The sequence below is a fragment of the Pseudomonas sp. B1(2018) genome, from assembly GCF_003097365.1.
Taxonomy (GTDB): domain Bacteria; phylum Pseudomonadota; class Gammaproteobacteria; order Pseudomonadales; family Pseudomonadaceae; genus Aquipseudomonas; species Aquipseudomonas laurylsulfatiphila.
The window spans coordinates 75,393-91,036 of sequence record NZ_PYUK01000004.1; the positions used below are offsets into that span (position 1 = coordinate 75,393).

Sequence of the window (15,644 nt, forward strand, 5' to 3'; positions counted from 1 at the left end):
CAGCTCCCACAGTGTCCGTGTCGTATACAAAATTGTGAACCACAGTGACCCTGTGGGAGCGGGCTTGCCCGCGATGGGGCCCGTACGGCCAGTACACCTTTTCCCGCAGCCAACAAAAAGCCCACCAATCGGTGGGCTTAGTGTTCTCACAGCGCTATCAGAAATACTTCATCTTCGGCGCTTCTTCCTTCAACGGCTCGTTCTTCGCCGTCTGTTCGTTCCAGCCACCACCCAGTGCCTTGTACAGGTTGACCTGACTGATCAACTGCGCCAGGCGATCGGTAATCAGATTCTGTTCGGAGTTGAACAGCTGACGCTGGGCATCGAGGAACGTCAGGTTGCTGTCGACACCGATGCGATAACGACGCTCGGCCAGGCGGTAGTAGTCCTGGTTGGCGCTGACCAGATTACGCTGTGCCTGTACCTGGTCGGTGTAGGTCCCGCGTGCGGCCAGGCCGTCGGCGACTTCCTGGAAGGCCGTTTGAATGGACTTCTCGTAGTTCGCCACACCGATGTCTTTCTGGATCTTCGAGTAATCCAGGCTGGCGCTCAGGGCGCCGGCGTTGAAGATCGGCAGGTTGATCTGTGGCTGGAACAACCATGTACCCGAACCGCCCTTGAACAGGCCGGACAGGTCCGGGCTCAGGGTCCCGGCGTTGGCGGTCAGGCTGATGCTCGGGAAGAACGCTGCCCGTGCCGCGCCGATGTTGGCGTTGGCCGCCTTGAGGTTGTGCTCGGCCTGGAGGATATCCGGACGACGTTGCAGCAAGTCCGACGGCAGGCCGGCCGGTACTTCGGCCAACAGATCGTCGTTCAACGGTTTGGCCGCTGGCAGGTTGGCCGGGACGCCGGTACCCAACAGCAGTACCAGGCTGTTTTCATCCTGGGCGACCTGGCGGGTGTAACGGGCCAGTTGCGCACGGGCGTTTTCCACCGAGGTCCGCGACTGCGCCAGGTCCAGGGCCGAGGCGACTCCCACTTCGTTGCTGCGCGCGGTGAGCTTGTAGCTCTCCTCGAACGCGGCGAGGGTGTCCTGGGTAACTTTCAGCAGTTCCTTGTCGGCCTGCCAGGTCAGGTAGGCGTTGGCGACGCTGGCCACCAGGCTGAGCTGCGTGCTGCGCCGGCCTTCTTCGGTAGCGAAGTACTTCTGCAACGCTTCCTCGTTCAGGCTGCGAACCCGACCGAACAGGTCGAGTTCGTAGGCGTTGACGCCAACCGTTGCGGAGTAGGAACTGGTGATGCCGGCTTCGCCGGTCTGCGACGCGTTAGCCGGAAGGCGCTGGCGGCTGCCGGTGCCGTTGGCCGAAACGGCCGGGAACAGGTCGGCGCGGGAGATGCGGTACTGAGCCGCAAAGGCGTCGATGTTCAGGGCCGCGACACGCAGGTCACGGTTGTTTTCCAGGGCGACCTGGATCAGCTGTTGCAGCGCCGGGTCGTGGAAAAACTGCTTCCAGCCCTGCTCGGCTGCCGCTTGCGCCGGTGCCTGGGCCGGCGCATACGCCGGGCCCTGCGGGTATTGCCCCGCCACCGGTGCTTCAGGCTGCTGATAATCTGATATCAGCGAGCAGCCACCGAGCACGAAGGCGGCGACTGCCAGGGAGAGTAGCGACTTGCTCATTAGCCAGCCTCTTTAGGAGTTTCAGTAGCGTCATCCGGGTCGGCAATCTTACGCTGGCCAATGGACGACACGGTGACGAAGAACAGCGGGACCCAGAAGATCGCCAGCACAGTGGCCGTGATCATACCGCCGATCACGCCGGTACCGATTGCATGCTGGCTACCCGAACCTGCGCCCGTGGATATCGCCAGTGGTACCACACCCAGAACGAAGGCGAGGGAGGTCATGATGATCGGTCGCAGACGCATGCGGCAGGCTTCGATTGCCGCGTCGCGCAGGCTACGCCCCTGTTCGTGCAGTTCCTTTGCAAATTCGACAATCAGAATGGCGTTTTTCGCCGCCAGGCCGATAGTCGTCAACAGGCCTACCTGGAAATACACGTCGTTGGACAAACCGCGCAGGCTGGTGGCCATCAGTGCACCGATGATCCCCAGCGGTACCACCAACATCACCGCGATCGGAATCGACCAGCTTTCATACAGCGCCGCCAGGCACAGGAACACCATCAGCAGCGACAGGGCGTACAGCGCCGGCGCTTGCGAGCCGGACAGGCGTTCCTCGTACGACAGGCCGGTCCAGGAAATACCGACACCGGCCGGCAGCTTCTTGGCAATGGCTTCGACTTCGAGCATGGCTTCACCGGTGGAGTAACCCGGTGCCGGGGCGCCGAGGATTTCCATCGCTTCCACGCCGTTGTAACGGGCCAGTTTCGGCGAACCGTAGATCCACTCGCCCTTGGCGAATGCCGAGAACGGCACCATGGTTCCCTGGGCGTTGCGCACGTACCACTTCTGCAAGTCTTCCGGGCCCATTCGAGAGCCTGGCTGGCCTTGCACGTAAACCTTCTTCACCCGACCACGGTCGATGAAGTCGTTGACGTAGCTACTGCCCAGGGCAATCGACAGGGTGTTGTTGATGTCGGCGATGGTAATGCCCAGGGCACTGGCCTTCTCGTCATCGATTTCCAGTTGGTATTGCGGTTCGTCGTTCAGGCCGTTCGGACGCACCTGAGACAGGATCTTGCTTTGTGCGGCCATGCCAAGGAACTGGTTGCGCGCTTCCATCAGTTTTTCGTGGCCGATACCGGCGCGGTCCTGCAGGAACACGTCGAAACCGGTGGCGTTACCCAACTCCAGTACCGCCGGTGGTGCAAAGGCGAACACCATGGCATCGCGGAAGGTGAAGAAGTGCTGCTGGGCACGGGCCGCCACCTTGAACACGTTGTTGTCGGCGTTACGTTCGTCCCACGGACGCAGCATGATGAACGCCATACCCGAACTCTGGCCACGGCCGGCGAAGTTGAAACCGGTCACGGTAAACACCGAGTTCACCGCATCGCCTTCGCCGCCATCCTTGCCCGGGCGCAGCAGGAATTCACGCATTTCATCCACGACCACCTGGGTACGCTGGGCTGTGGAGCCGGCCGGGGTTTGCACCTGGGCGAACAGTACACCCTGGTCTTCTTCCGGCAGGAACGCCGTCGGAATGCGGGTGAACAGCCAGATCATGCCCACCACGATCAGCAGATACGCCAGCAGGTACGGGATCTTGCGCTGCAGGATATTGCCCACACCGCGTTCGTAGCCGCGAACGCCGCGGTCGAAATTGCGGTTGAACCAGCCAAAGAAACCACGCTTGGGTACGCCGTGCTCGCCTTTCGGAATCGGCTTGAGCATGGTGGCGCAGAGCGCCGGGGTGAAGATCAACGCAACCAGTACCGACAGGGCCATGGCCGAGACGATGGTGATCGAGAACTGCTTGTAGATCACACCGGTGGAACCGCTGAAGAACGCCATTGGCAGCAGAACCGCCGACAACACCAGGGCGATACCGACCAGTGCGCCCTGGATCTGACCCATGGACTTCTTGGTGGCTTCCTTCGGTGACAGGCCTTCTTCGCTCATCACCCGTTCGACGTTTTCCACCACGACGATGGCGTCGTCCACCAGCAAGCCGATGGCCAGCACCATACCGAACATGGTCAGGGTGTTGATGCTGAAACCGGCGGCCGCGAGGATCCCGAATGTACCGAGCAATACCACCGGCACGGTCATCGTGGTGATCACGGTGGCGCGGAAGTTTTGCAGGAACAGGAACATCACCAGGAACACCAGCGCGATCGCTTCGACCAGGGTGTGAACCACACCTTTGATCGACTCGGTCACCACCGGCGTGGTGTCGTACGGGAACACCACTTCCATCCCTTGCGGGAAGAACGGCTTGAGGCTGTCGATGGTCGTGCGCAGGGCCTTGGCGGTATCGAGCGCGTTGGCACCGGTGGCCAGTTTCACCGCCAGGCCGGAAGCCGGGGCGCCGTTGAACTGGGCGTTGATGCTGTAGTTCTCGCCACCCAGGCCGACTTCGGCGACATCCTTGAGGCGAACCTGGGAGCCGTCCTTGTTGACCTTGAGCAGGATCTTGTCGAATTGCTCCGCGGTCTGCAGGCGGGTCTTGCCGATGATCGTCGCGTTCAGCTGGGTGCCGGGCAGGGCAGGCAGGCCGCCGAGCTGACCGGACGAGACCTGGACGTTTTGCGCCGCGATGGCGGTCTTGACGTCGATCGGGGTCAGGTTGTAGTTGTTCAACTTGGCCGGGTCGAGCCAGATACGCATGGCGTACTGCGAACCGAACACCTGGAAGTCGCCGACACCTGCGGTCCGCGAGATCGGGTCTTGCATGTTCGACACGATGTAGTTGGACAAGTCGTCCTTGGTCATGCTGCCGTCACGCGACACCACGCCGATCACCAGCAGGAAGTTCTTCACCGCCTTGGTGACGCGGATACCTTGCTGTTGCACTTCCTGCGGCAGCAGCGGGGTGGCCAGGTTCAGCTTGTTCTGTACCTGAACCTGCGCGGTGTCGGAGTTGGTGCCTTGCTCGAAGGTCGCGGTAATGGTCATGGTGCCGTCGGAGTTACTTTCCGACGAGACATAACGCAGGTTGTCGATACCGTTGAGCTGTTGCTCGATCACCTGAACCACGGTGTCCTGTACCGTTTGTGCCGAAGCACCCGGGTAAGTCACGGAAATGGCAATCGCCGGAGGCGCAATGCTCGGGTACTGGTTGATCGGCAACCGCAGGATCGATAGTGCCCCGACCAACATGATCACCAGGGCAATTACCCAGGCGAAAATCGGACGGTCGATAAAAAATCTCGACATGGTTTACTCCCCTTTTCCGCCAGAGGCTTTATCAGCTGTCTGAGCGGGGGCCGGGTTCTTTACGGCTACGTTGGTCGCTTCACTGGCCTTGACTTCGATGCCGGGTTTGACGAATTGCAGACCTTCGGTGATCAGGCGATCGCCGGCCTTCAGGCCGTCTTCGATCAGCCACTGGTTGCCGACGGTGCGGTTGGCCTTGAGTTGACGCAGTTCGACCTTGTTGTCCGGGCCGACAACCAGAGCGGTCGGGGTGCCCTTGAGGTCGCGGGTCACGCCTTGCTGCGGGGCCAGGATCGCCGCGCTGTTCACACCGGCCAGCAACTTGGCGTGCACGAACATGCCAGGCAGAAGGGTGTGGTCAGGGTTCGGGAAAATGGCGCGCAGGGTGACGGAGCCGGTGGTCTGGTCAACCGAGATTTCGGAGAATTCCAGCTTGCCGTCCAGCTTGTACTCGCTGCCGTCTTCCAGGGTCAGCTTGACCGAGGCCGCGTTGTCGCCGGCTTTTTGCAGGCGGCCGCTTTCCAGCTCGCGGCGCAGTTGCAGCAGCTCGACCGAGGACTGGGTCACGTCGACGTAGATCGGGTCGATTTGCTGAATCACCGCCATCGCATCGACCTGGGCATTGCTGACCAGCGCGCCTTCGGTCACGGAGGAGCGGCCGATGCGGCCGGTCAGCGGGGCATAGACCTTGGTGTAGCGCACGTTGATCTGTGCGGTTTGCAGTGCGGCTTCCGATTGCAGGCGGTTGGCCACGGCGGTGTCGTATTCCTGACGGCTTACAGCCTGCTCGTCGACCAGTTGCTTGTAGCGGTCGGAAATCGACTTGGTCGAGCGCAGGTTGGCTTCGGCGCTTTTCAATGTCGCTTCATAGACCGACGGATCGATCTGATAGAGCTGCTGGCCGGCCTTGACGTCGCTGCCTTCCTTGAACAGGCGCTTGAGAATGATGCCGTTGACCTGAGGGCGGACTTCGGCAATGCGGAACGCACTGGTACGGCCGGGCAGATCGGAGGTCAGGGTGAATGATTGCGGTTGCAGAGTCACGACGCCGACCTGAGGGGGTGGGGCGGCCGGTGCTGCCTCTTCCTTTTTGCATCCGCTGAGCAGCGATGCCAGGGCGACGGCGGCGACCAGAGCGGTAACAGCTGGCTTGAATTGCATGAAAATCCTCGGGTCAGGCGCGCAACGTGCGCACTAGAAAGGTGGAAGGGTGAAATATGGTTGCCGAGTGGATAAGTAGCTTGCTAAGTAATATACTTACGTACATGGCTGTTTGTAAATACCCGGGCTGCGTATCCACGTCGTTACAGAAGCCGTTACACACGCTGTTGAAAGGTTGGAATTGTAGGCCGGGGACGAACCCCCAGAACGTTCGCCCCACTTTTATTCAGCTGATATTCAGACATCGCTGAAGCACCCTGATTGAGGTTGTACTGCCATGGTCCGTCGTACCAAAGAGGAAGCTCAGGAAACCCGCGCGCAAATTCTCGTGGCGGCCGAAAAGGCCTTTTACGAGCGAGGCGTGGCGCGTACGACCCTGGCAGACATCGCCACTCTGGCCGGCGTCACTCGTGGGGCCATTTACTGGCATTTCAGCAACAAGGCGGACCTGGTGCAGGCCATGCTCGACACTTTGCATGAGCCGCTGGAAGAAATGGCCAAGGCCAGCGAGAGTGAAGAGGAACTCGATCCCCTGGGCTGCATGCGCAAGCTGCTGATTCATTTGTTTCATCAAATTGCGCTGGACCCGAAAACCCGACGCATCAATGAGATTCTTTTTCATAAGTGCGAATTCACCGATGAAATGTGCGACCTGCGCCAACAGCGTGTGTCAGCCAGCCTCGAATGCAACGTGCGAATCGGTCTGGCCCTGAGCAATGCCGTCAATCGAGGGCAGTTGCCGGAAAACCTCGACACCGCTCGCGCCGCGATCAGCTTGCATGCATACATCGACGGCATCCTGTACCAGTGGTTGCTGGCCCCCGACAGTTTTGAATTGCACACCGAAGCCGAACGATGGGTCGATACCGGGCTGGACATGCTGCGCTTGAGCCCCAGCCTGCGCAAATGAAACAAAATGAAAACCTGGCTCCCGGCAAGTCAACTGTTGAAATCCCCCCCCGAGGATCATTTTGCTTCCTGCGCCTTTTTGTAATGGGGTGCTTTTATATATGGACTCGTGTCAGGTTGACAGCTATCAAGCTACATAATTTGTAGGAATTTTGTATCGGGCCTGCATGGGGCATGAACTTAGAACGGATACCACCGCTCGTGAAAAAGAACCCCGGCTTTGCGAGTCGGGGTCTGGGATGTGGCGAAAAAAGACATCAGTAAGCTGGTCTGATACGTTTTTTCATCGGCGTATTTTTTGTCTGATCAGTATTAACCGATTATCAGGTCGACGCTAAAACTGAAGGGTGCCTCTTCATCCTTGTTCGTGATGTTGGCAGTGACCTTATATGGGCTGCTGCTGTTGCCGGATCGCGTTATTTTTTTTGTCCAGATTGGATTCAGGGTTGGATGCAGGAAGCCGTAACCCACTGAAACTGTCAGCTGAATAGCTAACGTGCAAATTAATCCATCTTCGGTAATGTACGAGAACTCTTGCAAGATCGGAGGGAAATTCCTTTTTTTGTAATACAGTCCATTACTGGAGAAGTCCCGGAAGTAAGGAAGTTCGAGAGTTTCCTCATCGTTCTTTTCGATTTCGAAATCTGACAGCGACGTTCCGGTCAAGTCCCAGCCTGCTTTCAAGAGCCGGATCGGGCCATTAGTGTTGTTGGCGATGTTGATGGTCATCACGGTGTACTTATCAGGGAATTTGCTGGCGGAGGCAGAAAAGCTGAATTCTCCAGCTTCATATTCTGTTTGTGCAATGATGTGGGGCGCGTGTATCGGGCCGTTGTTGTCCATACTGTTAATCCTTTAAAGTTTTTGAGGGGCTTTCCATAGCGCTCGATATGTTGTGGCGAGGCTTTGTGAAGTATTAAGTTGTTTTTTTGGTTTGTCTGGGTTGTAGTTGTAAGTTTGTATGCAGGTGGGTGTGATACTGGTTTGGATGGCAGGTGAGTTGTCAGAAGTTTAAGTCTGGTTAGCGGGTTTTAGCTTATTTAAAGAAAAAAGCCCGGCGTTCGAAACGCCGGGCTTTTCGAGTTTGCGCAGTTTTACAATGTTGGATAGTCGATGTAACCAACCGGGCCCTTGGCGTAGAACAACTCCGGGCGCGCTTCGTTCAGCGGCGCGTCGACCTGCAAGCGTGCCGGCAAGTCAGGGTTGGCAATGAAAGGTACGCCGAAGGCAACTGCATCGGCCTTGCCGCTGGCGAGCAACGCATTAGCGCTGTCCTTGGTGAAACGCTCGTTGGCAATGTAAGGGCCGCCGAAGGCTTCCTTGAGTTGTGGGCCGAGGCTGTCGGCACCTTCTTTCTCGCGCGAGCAGATGAAGGCGATGCCACGCTTGCCCAGTTCGCGAGCGACGTAGGTGAAGGTTTCGGCCAGGTTGTCGTCGCCCATGTCATGCAGGTCGGCGCGTGGCGACAGGTGCACACCTACACGGCCGGCGCCCCAGACTTCGATGGCGGCGTCAGTCACTTCCAGCAGCAGGCGGGCACGGTTTTCCAGGGAGCCGCCATAGTTGTCGGTGCGCTGGTTGGTGCTGCTTTGCAGGAACTGGTCGAGCAGGTAACCGTTGGCAGCGTGGATCTCCACACCGTCGAAGCCGGCGGCCTTGGCGTTCTCGGCGCCGACGCGGTAAGCGTCGACGATGTCGGCGATTTCAGCGGTTTCCAGGGCGCGCGGAACAGGGAAGTCGGCCAGCGGACGAACCAGGCTGACGTGGCCCTTGGGCTGGATGGCACTCGGGGCGACCGGGGCTTCATCGTTCAGGTACAAACCGTGGGAAATGCGACCCACGTGCCACAACTGCAGGAAGATCTTGCCGCCCGCGCCATGGATGGCCTTGGTCACGTTGGACCAGCCACGTACCTGATCGTTGGACCAGATGCCCGGGGTATCCGGGTAGCCGACGCCCATCGGTGTCACCGAAGTCGCCTCGCTGAGGATCAGCCCGGCGGACGCACGCTGCACGTAGTACTCGGCCATCAGCGCGTTGGGTACGCGGCCTTCGTCGGCGCGGCAGCGGGTCAGGGGCGCCATGATGATGCGGTTGGCCAACTCGAGGTCGCCCAGTTTGATTGGATCGAAAATAGTCGTCATGAAGTACAACCCTCGTGAGGTTTCAGGTGATTAGTGGGTAGCAGGTGCCAGATCGGGATTGCCGCTCTGGCGGAAAGTAATCAGGGTCACCAGCAGGGCGAGTACCGCCAGTACGGCTGCGGCGAGCGGCACGCTGGTCAGGCCGAAGCCATGGGCGATCACACTGCCGCCGACCCAGGCGCCCAGGGCGTTGCCGATGTTGAAAGCGCCGATGTTCAGGGTCGACACCAGGTTCGGTGCGGCTTTGCCGAACGTCACCACGTTCACTTGCAGCGCCGGTACGGCGGCGAAGCACGCAGTGGCCCAGAGGAACAGGGTGATTTCGGTCGGGATCAGGGCGACGCTGGTCCAGGTCAGCACGGTGGACACCACGGCCATGGTCACGAACACACCGATCAGGGTCGCGGCCATGCCTTTGTCGGCCAGCTTGCCGCCGATGATATTGCCTACCGTCAGGCCCAGGCCGATGAGCATCAGGGTCCAGGTCACGCCACGGGGCGAGACGCCAGTAACTTCGCCCAGCAGCGGCGCGACGTAGGTGAACAGGGTGAACACCGAGGCGGCGAACAGCGCAGTCATGCTCAGGGACAGCCAGATGCCAGCGCCCTTGAGTGCGGCCAGTTCGGCGCGCATGTCGAGTTTTTCTTCATCGCGCTTGGCCGGCAGGAAGCGGATCAGACCGATCAGTGCAATCACACCGATCACGGTCACGGCCCAGAAGGTCGAACGCCAGCCGGCTTCCTGACCGAGGGCGGTGCCCAGCGGTACGCCGAGGACGTTGGCCAGGGTCAGGCCGGTGAACATCAGGGCTACGGCCGAGGCACGTTTGTTCGCAGGCACCAGGCCGGCAGCCACCACCGAGCCGATGCCGAAGAAGGCACCGTGGCACAGCGCGGTGACCACACGGGCAAACATCAGCACGTTGTAGTCGCCCGCTACTGCGCAGAGCAGGTTGCCGATAATGAAGATGCCCATCAACGCCACCAGGGCGGCCTTGCGCGGCAGCCTGGCGGTGGCCAGCGCCATGAACGGCGCGCCGATGGCCACGCCCAGGGCGTAACCGGTCACCAGCCAGCCGGCACCGGGAATCGACACACCGAGGTCGGCCGCCACGTTGGGCAGCAGGCCCATGATGACGAACTCGGTGGTGCCGATGGCGAAGGCACTCAAGGCCAGGATGAGTAGCGAGAGGGGCATGTCTGATTCCTTTTCGGCTGGCTGACTTTAAGGGTCAGAGCTCTTTACTGAAGGTTTTGAGGAACTCCTGAATGGTTTCCTCGTTGCGTTTGAAAAAATGCCACTGGCCGACTTTGCGGCTGCTGATCAGGCCGGCGCGTTGCAGGGTCGCCAGGTGTGCCGACACCGTGGACTGCGACAGGCCGCAACGTTGATCGATCTGCCCGGCGCAAACGCCGTGCTCGTTGCTGTGGGACTGGTCGGGAAATTCGACGGTCGGGTCCTTGAGCCAGTGCAGGATTTCTCGCCGTACTGGGTGTGCCAGGGCTTTTATTATTTCGTCGAGATTGATGGTCATGATGTGGGCTCGTGATGTTTAAAACGCTATATCGCGATGAGGCGAACTTTAAATCGGTATTTCGCGATATACAAATATGATTTGGCTCTGACCAGCTCACATTTCGGTATATCGAGTTATAACGATACGTTGAGTGTAACAAGACAAAGGGGGCGGTGCTAAGCTGCGCCCATGAACTATCTCGCACATCTTCACCTCGGTGGCCAGCGTCCCGGGCAATTGCTCGGCAGCCTGTATGGCGATTTCGTCAAGGGACGCCTGCAAGGGCAGTTCGCTCCGGACATCGAAGGGGCTATCCAGTTGCACCGCAGCATCGACGTGTTCACCGATCGCCATCCGCAGGTGGATGTCGCGTTGTCGCGTTTCTCCCTGACCCGTCGTCGCTATGCGGGGATCGTGCTCGACGTGTTTTTCGACCATTGCCTGGCGCGGGACTGGAAGCTGTATGCCGACCGGCCGCTGGACCTGTTCACCTCGGACGTTTATCGCGTGCTGTCCAGTGAGCGGCAACTGCCGGAGCGGCTGGCGAAGATTGCGCCGCACATGGTGGCCAATGACTGGTTGGGCTCGTATCAGGAATTCGAAGTGCTGGAGCAGGTGCTGCGCGGGATCTCGCGGCGCCTGACCCGGCCGGAGGAACTGGCGGCGGCGATGCAGGAGTTGCGGCAGTTGTATGAACCGTTGAGCGAGGACTTTCGGTTGTTCTATCCGCAGTTGCAGGATTTTGCCCGGAACTATCCAACAACATAAAACCAGTGTGGGAGCGAGCTTGCTCGCGATTGCGGTGGGTCAGTCAACATCATCGTTGAATGATTATCCGCTATCGCGAGCAAGCTCGCTCCCACAAGGGGTATGTGTTTACGCCGCAATGGCAGGACGCATCGGTGCTCGCTGAGGTTCAACGACAGTCCCGAACAACGCCTTCTGCACCGCCTGCTGTGCCTCGAACGCCAGCGCTGCACGTTCCCGACCTTCGCAAGCAATTGGCTTGAGCAGATGAATCTCTACACCACCGCGATCATTGGCAAACAACCGCATCAAGTGCGACAGCAGATCATCGTCGCCAATGAACGGTGCCAGCGCGCAAGGCTCGCCGTCACGCACATAACGGATCGCCACCGGCTGCAGCGCCACTTCGGAGTCGATGGCGGCGGACAGCAGGCGACCATGGAAGGTGCGCAGCGCACGGCCATCGGTGGTGGTGCCTTCCGGGAACATCAGTAGTGGGTAGGCCTGTTCCAGATGGCGGGTCATCTGCTTGCGGATCAACTGGCTGTCCCCCGAGCCGCGACGGATGAACAGGCTGCCGGCCTTGGCTGCCAACCAGCCGGCCACCGGCCAGGTGCGCACTTCGGCCTTGGACAGGAACGACAACGGCGTGAGCATGCCCAGCAGCGGAATGTCGGTCCAGGACACATGGTTGCTGACCCAGAGCATCGGTGTCTTCGGCAGTTCGCCGTGGACGGTCACGTCAAAGGGCAGGGCGTTGCCCAGGCGGGCCATGAAAAATCGCGACCAGCGCTGACGACGCGCCATCGAATGGGCCAGGCCCAGGCGTTCGAACACGCCAAACACACTGGCCATGCCCAGGCCCAGCGTCACCACCATCAGCACTCGCGCGATTCGCGCGTACACCCGCAACCGGCTCATTACACGGCCGCCTTGAAGTGTTTGGCGTAGCGCGGGCAGAGTTCGTCGCGCTTGAGCAGGATGAACACGTCGGCGACCTGGAAGTCTTCGTCCCAGCATGGCTCGCCGCAGATCTTCGCGCCCAGGCGCATGTAGGCCTTGAGCAGCGGTGGCATTTCGGCAATCACGTTGGATGGGATGTCCAGGCTTGGCAGCGGGTTTTTCGGCTCGGCGCGCAGGTGTTCGGTGCACAGGTAGCGTTCGCGCAGACGCTGCATGATCGCATGGGCCTGCACGCCGCCATCCTGCATCGGAATGCTCGCGCAACCCATCAGGTAGCTGTAGCCGCCCTGGTTCAGGACTTCGGCCAGTTCGCCCCAGAGCACGGCGATGGTGCCGCCGTTGCGGTAGGCCGGGTCGACGCAGGTGCGACCGATTTCCAGGATCGGGCCTTGCAGGTGCACCAGGCCGTGGAGGCTGAATTCTTCTTCGCTGTAGAATTTGCCCAGGCTGCTGGCAGCCGTGTGGTCGAGCAAGCGGGTGGTCGCCACCAGGCGCCCGGTGTTCAAGTCGCGCACGCCGATGTGGGCGCAGTGGACGTCGTAGTCATCCATGTCCAGACCCAGTTCAGCGCCCTTGAGCTTGGCGTTGAATTCGCCGCTGAACACGTTGAAACGCAAGGCCTGGGCTTCCTGCAGCGCCTCGGCGCCCACGAGGCGCTCGGCTTGCAGGCGGCGTTCGTTGGCGGTGTCGCTGATGCGGGCGATCTGAGTCATGGCGAATCTCCGTGCGGGCTGCTCACCCGTCTTTGGGCTACAGCGAATCGACTTTCTTTGTCTAGCCGTGTTGTGCAAAGTCAGGCTATGTAGCCCCGGTGTCATCGCCATTAAGCTTTGGTGATGCTTATATGACAGCCCACGAGGAGCCTCTTATGCCCTGGCAAACCCTGTTGAACAGCCGTGATCGCTTGCCCGCCAACTCGGACCTGGCCGAAGGTTTCGTGGCTTTGTTGCAGCAGCTGGGCACGGTCACGCCGTTTGAGTTGGCCGTGCTGGGCGGGCGGCGGATGGCGACGCCGGGGCTGGCGTTTCTGGTGGGGTATCAGGCGGCATTGCGCATGCTCTGGCCGAGCGCGCCACTGAGCCTCGGCGCGCTGTGCGCCACCGAACAGCGCAGCTTGCGCCCGGCCGACATGCAAACTCGCCTGAGCGGTTTGCGCCTGAGCGGACGCAAGGATTTCGTCACCGCCGGCGATGCCGCCGACTGGTTGCTGGTGGCGGCACGCAGCGAGGAGCCCGGCACCGATCCGCGCTTGAGCCTGGCGGTGATCTATCGCGATGAGCCGGGTGTGCGGGTGGAAAAACTGGCGCCGATTCCGTTGATGCCGGACATCAGCCACGGCCGGCTGTTTCTGGATAATGCCTTGTGCGAATTGCTCGCCGGGGACGGCTGGGATGCGTACGTCAAACCGTTCCGCACGCTGGAAGACATCTATGTACTGAGCGCCATGACGGCGTGGCTGTATGGGGTCGGCCAGGACTGTGCCTGGCCGCCATCCTTGCAATTGCGTCTGCTGGGCTTGTTGGCAGGGTGCGCGGAAACCAGCCGCCAGCCACCGACCAGTCTGGCCGGGCATGTGGTGCTTGGCGGGTTGTTCGCGCAGTTTGACGCGCTCAAGACTGAGGTGAATGAGGCCCTGGCCGGTGGGCCGCCGGAGTGGGCGGCGATGTGGCAACGCGATCAAGCGGTGATGGATCTGGCCGCGGGGGCCCGGGGCAAGCGGTTGGCCAAGGCACTGGCAGACCTTTGACGATCCTTGTAGGAGCTGCCGAAGGCTGCGATCTTTTGACTTTGTTTTTAAAAGCAAGATCAAAAGATCGCAGCCTTCGGCAGCTCCTACGAGGGTCGCGTGAGTGTCATTTAGTTGGGCTAGGCTGACCCGGTTATTCCCTGTGAGCCCCCGCCATGCCCAAAGGCTTGTCCCTGATTGTCCTGCTGTTGCTCAGCTTCACGGCCCGGGCCGAGTACTGGCCCGCCGAGCAATGGCCGACTGCCCCGACGCCAACCGGCCCGGCGCTTCAAGCGTTGGAGGCCTACGCCTTCCCGTCCCGCGATGACAGCACTCGCCAGGGCATCCGCACCGATGCCTTGCTGGTGATCCGCGACGGCCAGTTGCTTTACGAACGCTATGCCGGCCCGACGACGGCCGAGACGCCGCACCTGACCTGGTCGATCAGCAAGAGCCTGATGGCTACGGTCCTCGGCATGGCCTATGGCGAAGGCTTGTTCAAACTCGGTGACCCGGTGGCGAAGTTTTATCCGCCCCTGCAAAAACATCCCGACATGACCATGGCTGACTTGCTGCACTGGGCCTCGGGCCTGGACTGGCAGGAGGACTACGAATACGCCCCGCTGAAATCTTCGGTGGTGGCCATGCTCTACACCCGCGGGCACCACGACATGGCCGCGTTCACCGCAGCACATGGGGTGCACGCCGCGCCGGGTCAGGCGTTTCGCTACTCAAGCGGTGACAGCAACCTGTTGTCCGCCGCACTGAAAACCATCGTCGGCCCCGACCGCTATCCAGACTATCCATGGACTGCCGTGTTCGAACCGCTGGGCATTCGCCACGCCGTTTGGGAGACCGATGCCACCGGCACGTTCGTCGCGTCGTCCTATGCCTACCTGACGGCACGGGATCTGGCCCGGGTCGGTCTGTTGATGGCCCGGGAGGGGCGTTGGGGAGACAGGCAGCTGCTACCCAAGGACTGGGTGGCGTTCAACCGCGAGCCATTCGCTCACTATCGTGCCCATGAAGACGATGCCGTCCCCGGCGGCCAGTGGTGGCTCAATCGAGCGGTTGAGGGCGCGGCACAACCCTGGCCCGATGCCCCCGCCGATACCTTCGCGGCGCTGGGGCATTGGGGGCAGGCGATGTATGTGATCCCCAGTGAACAGCTGGTGATCGTCCGCTACGGCGATGACCGCGACGGCAGTTACCGGCACAACGAATTGCTCAGGCTCGCGCTCAAGGCCTTTGCCGGGAAGGTGCAGCCATGACCGGTTTCATACGCCGTCGACCGGGCAGTTCGCTGTTGCTGATTGCGCTGATCGCCTTGCTCGGCTGGATCTGGCACGAGCGGGAGGCGCTGTGGGCGTTCCCCGACATCATCAGCGCCTACACCGCCAAGGAATATTGTTCGTGCCGCTACGTGATGAACAATGACACCGAGTACTGCCACGGTTATGTGAAACAGTGGCTGCCCGCCAGCGGCTTTACCGATGACCCGGCCGGCAAGCGTGTCACGGTCAGCGGCATGGGCCGCAGCAACGGCGCGGTGTGGGTCAGCGAGCGCCAGGGCTGCCGCTTGCAGCCCTGATATCCCTTCAGGTTCCACTCTGTGGAACCACATTCGATTGTCCTGGCGCGCGACTCGCGGTTATCTGGCGGTGAGCGCGACCTGCCTTTGACGTGTCGCGAAATCACT

At 60.7% G+C, this 15,644-nt stretch carries 14 protein-coding genes; 5 read left to right on the forward strand and 9 right to left on the reverse strand.

The window, feature by feature from the left end:
• Positions 1–157: 157 nt before the first annotated feature.
• The 3 genes from emhC to C9422_RS07385 are packed head-to-tail and all read right to left on the reverse strand — an operon-like array spanning position 158 to position 5,940.
• Positions 158–1,618, reverse strand: a complete 1,461-nt coding sequence (gene emhC / locus C9422_RS07375) for an efflux RND transporter outer membrane subunit EmhC (RefSeq protein ID WP_116580175.1) — start codon at positions 1,616–1,618, stop codon at positions 158–160.
• Entirely contained in the window at positions 1,618–4,779 is a 3,162-nt protein-coding gene (gene emhB / locus C9422_RS07380) for an efflux RND transporter permease subunit EmhB (RefSeq protein WP_116580176.1), read from the reverse strand. Before emhB ends, emhC begins: the two co-directional genes overlap by 1 nt.
• A gap of 3 nt (positions 4,780–4,782) precedes the next feature.
• Complete coding sequence (locus tag C9422_RS07385; RefSeq protein ID WP_116580177.1) at positions 4,783–5,940, reverse strand: efflux RND transporter periplasmic adaptor subunit; 1,158 nt, start codon at positions 5,938–5,940, stop codon at positions 4,783–4,785.
• 277 nt (positions 5,941–6,217) lie between these two features.
• Between C9422_RS07385 and emhR the strand changes: the two genes are divergently transcribed.
• Entirely contained in the window at positions 6,218–6,850 is a 633-nt protein-coding gene (gene emhR, locus C9422_RS07390) for an efflux system transcriptional repressor EmhR (protein WP_116580178.1), read from the forward strand.
• A gap of 311 nt (positions 6,851–7,161) precedes the next feature.
• Here emhR and C9422_RS07395 read toward each other — a convergent pair whose 3' ends face one another.
• From C9422_RS07395 to C9422_RS07410, 4 genes are all read right to left on the reverse strand, one after another.
• Complete coding sequence (locus C9422_RS07395) at positions 7,162–7,692, reverse strand: hypothetical protein (RefSeq protein ID WP_007976709.1); 531 nt, start codon at positions 7,690–7,692, stop codon at positions 7,162–7,164.
• Positions 7,693–7,943: 251 nt separating this feature from the next.
• Positions 7,944–8,993, reverse strand: coding sequence for an alkene reductase (locus C9422_RS07400; protein ID WP_116580179.1), 1,050 nt, complete (start codon positions 8,991–8,993; stop codon positions 7,944–7,946).
• Positions 8,994–9,023: 30 nt separating this feature from the next.
• Positions 9,024–10,190, reverse strand: coding sequence for an MFS transporter (locus tag C9422_RS07405; protein ID WP_007976713.1), 1,167 nt, complete (start codon positions 10,188–10,190; stop codon positions 9,024–9,026).
• A 34-nt stretch (positions 10,191–10,224) separates the two neighbouring features.
• A complete protein-coding gene (locus C9422_RS07410) occupies positions 10,225–10,527 on the reverse strand; it encodes a helix-turn-helix transcriptional regulator (protein WP_007983055.1) in 303 nt (100 codons plus the stop codon).
• Between the two features lie 171 nt (positions 10,528–10,698).
• On the opposite strand from C9422_RS07410, the gene C9422_RS07415 reads away from it, so the two are divergent.
• On the forward strand, positions 10,699–11,277 hold the full coding sequence (locus C9422_RS07415) for an ACP phosphodiesterase (RefSeq protein ID WP_116580180.1): 579 nt from the start codon (positions 10,699–10,701) through the stop codon (positions 11,275–11,277).
• A 108-nt stretch (positions 11,278–11,385) separates the two neighbouring features.
• Here the strand turns inward: C9422_RS07415 and C9422_RS07420 are convergent, their stop codons facing one another.
• Positions 11,386–12,177 (reverse strand): lysophospholipid acyltransferase family protein, encoded by a 792-nt coding sequence (locus C9422_RS07420; RefSeq protein WP_116580181.1) that lies wholly within the window; start codon positions 12,175–12,177, stop codon positions 11,386–11,388.
• Positions 12,177–12,932, reverse strand: a complete 756-nt coding sequence (olsB, locus tag C9422_RS07425; RefSeq protein ID WP_007976720.1) for an L-ornithine N(alpha)-acyltransferase — start codon at positions 12,930–12,932, stop codon at positions 12,177–12,179. The genes C9422_RS07420 and olsB overlap by 1 nt, the downstream gene beginning before the upstream one ends.
• Before the next feature lie 155 nt (positions 12,933–13,087).
• Here olsB and C9422_RS07430 point away from each other — a divergent pair, with 155 nt between their 5' ends.
• The 3 genes from C9422_RS07430 (at position 13,088) to C9422_RS07440 (ending at position 15,536) form a co-directional block, all read left to right on the forward strand.
• Positions 13,088–13,966: an acyl-CoA dehydrogenase family protein gene (locus C9422_RS07430; RefSeq protein WP_116580182.1), complete on the forward strand. Its 879-nt coding sequence runs from the start codon at positions 13,088–13,090 to the stop codon at positions 13,964–13,966.
• Positions 13,967–14,121: 155 nt separating this feature from the next.
• The gene (locus C9422_RS07435) at positions 14,122–15,216 is read left to right on the forward strand and encodes a serine hydrolase (RefSeq protein ID WP_116580183.1); all 1,095 of its coding nucleotides are present in this window, start codon (positions 14,122–14,124) and stop codon (positions 15,214–15,216) included.
• Positions 15,213–15,536 carry an amidase gene (locus C9422_RS07440; RefSeq protein WP_116580184.1) on the forward strand — a complete coding sequence of 108 codons (324 nt, stop codon included), beginning with the start codon at positions 15,213–15,215 and terminating at the stop codon, positions 15,534–15,536. Before C9422_RS07435 ends, C9422_RS07440 begins: the two co-directional genes overlap by 4 nt.
• Positions 15,537–15,644: the final 108 nt, after the last annotated feature.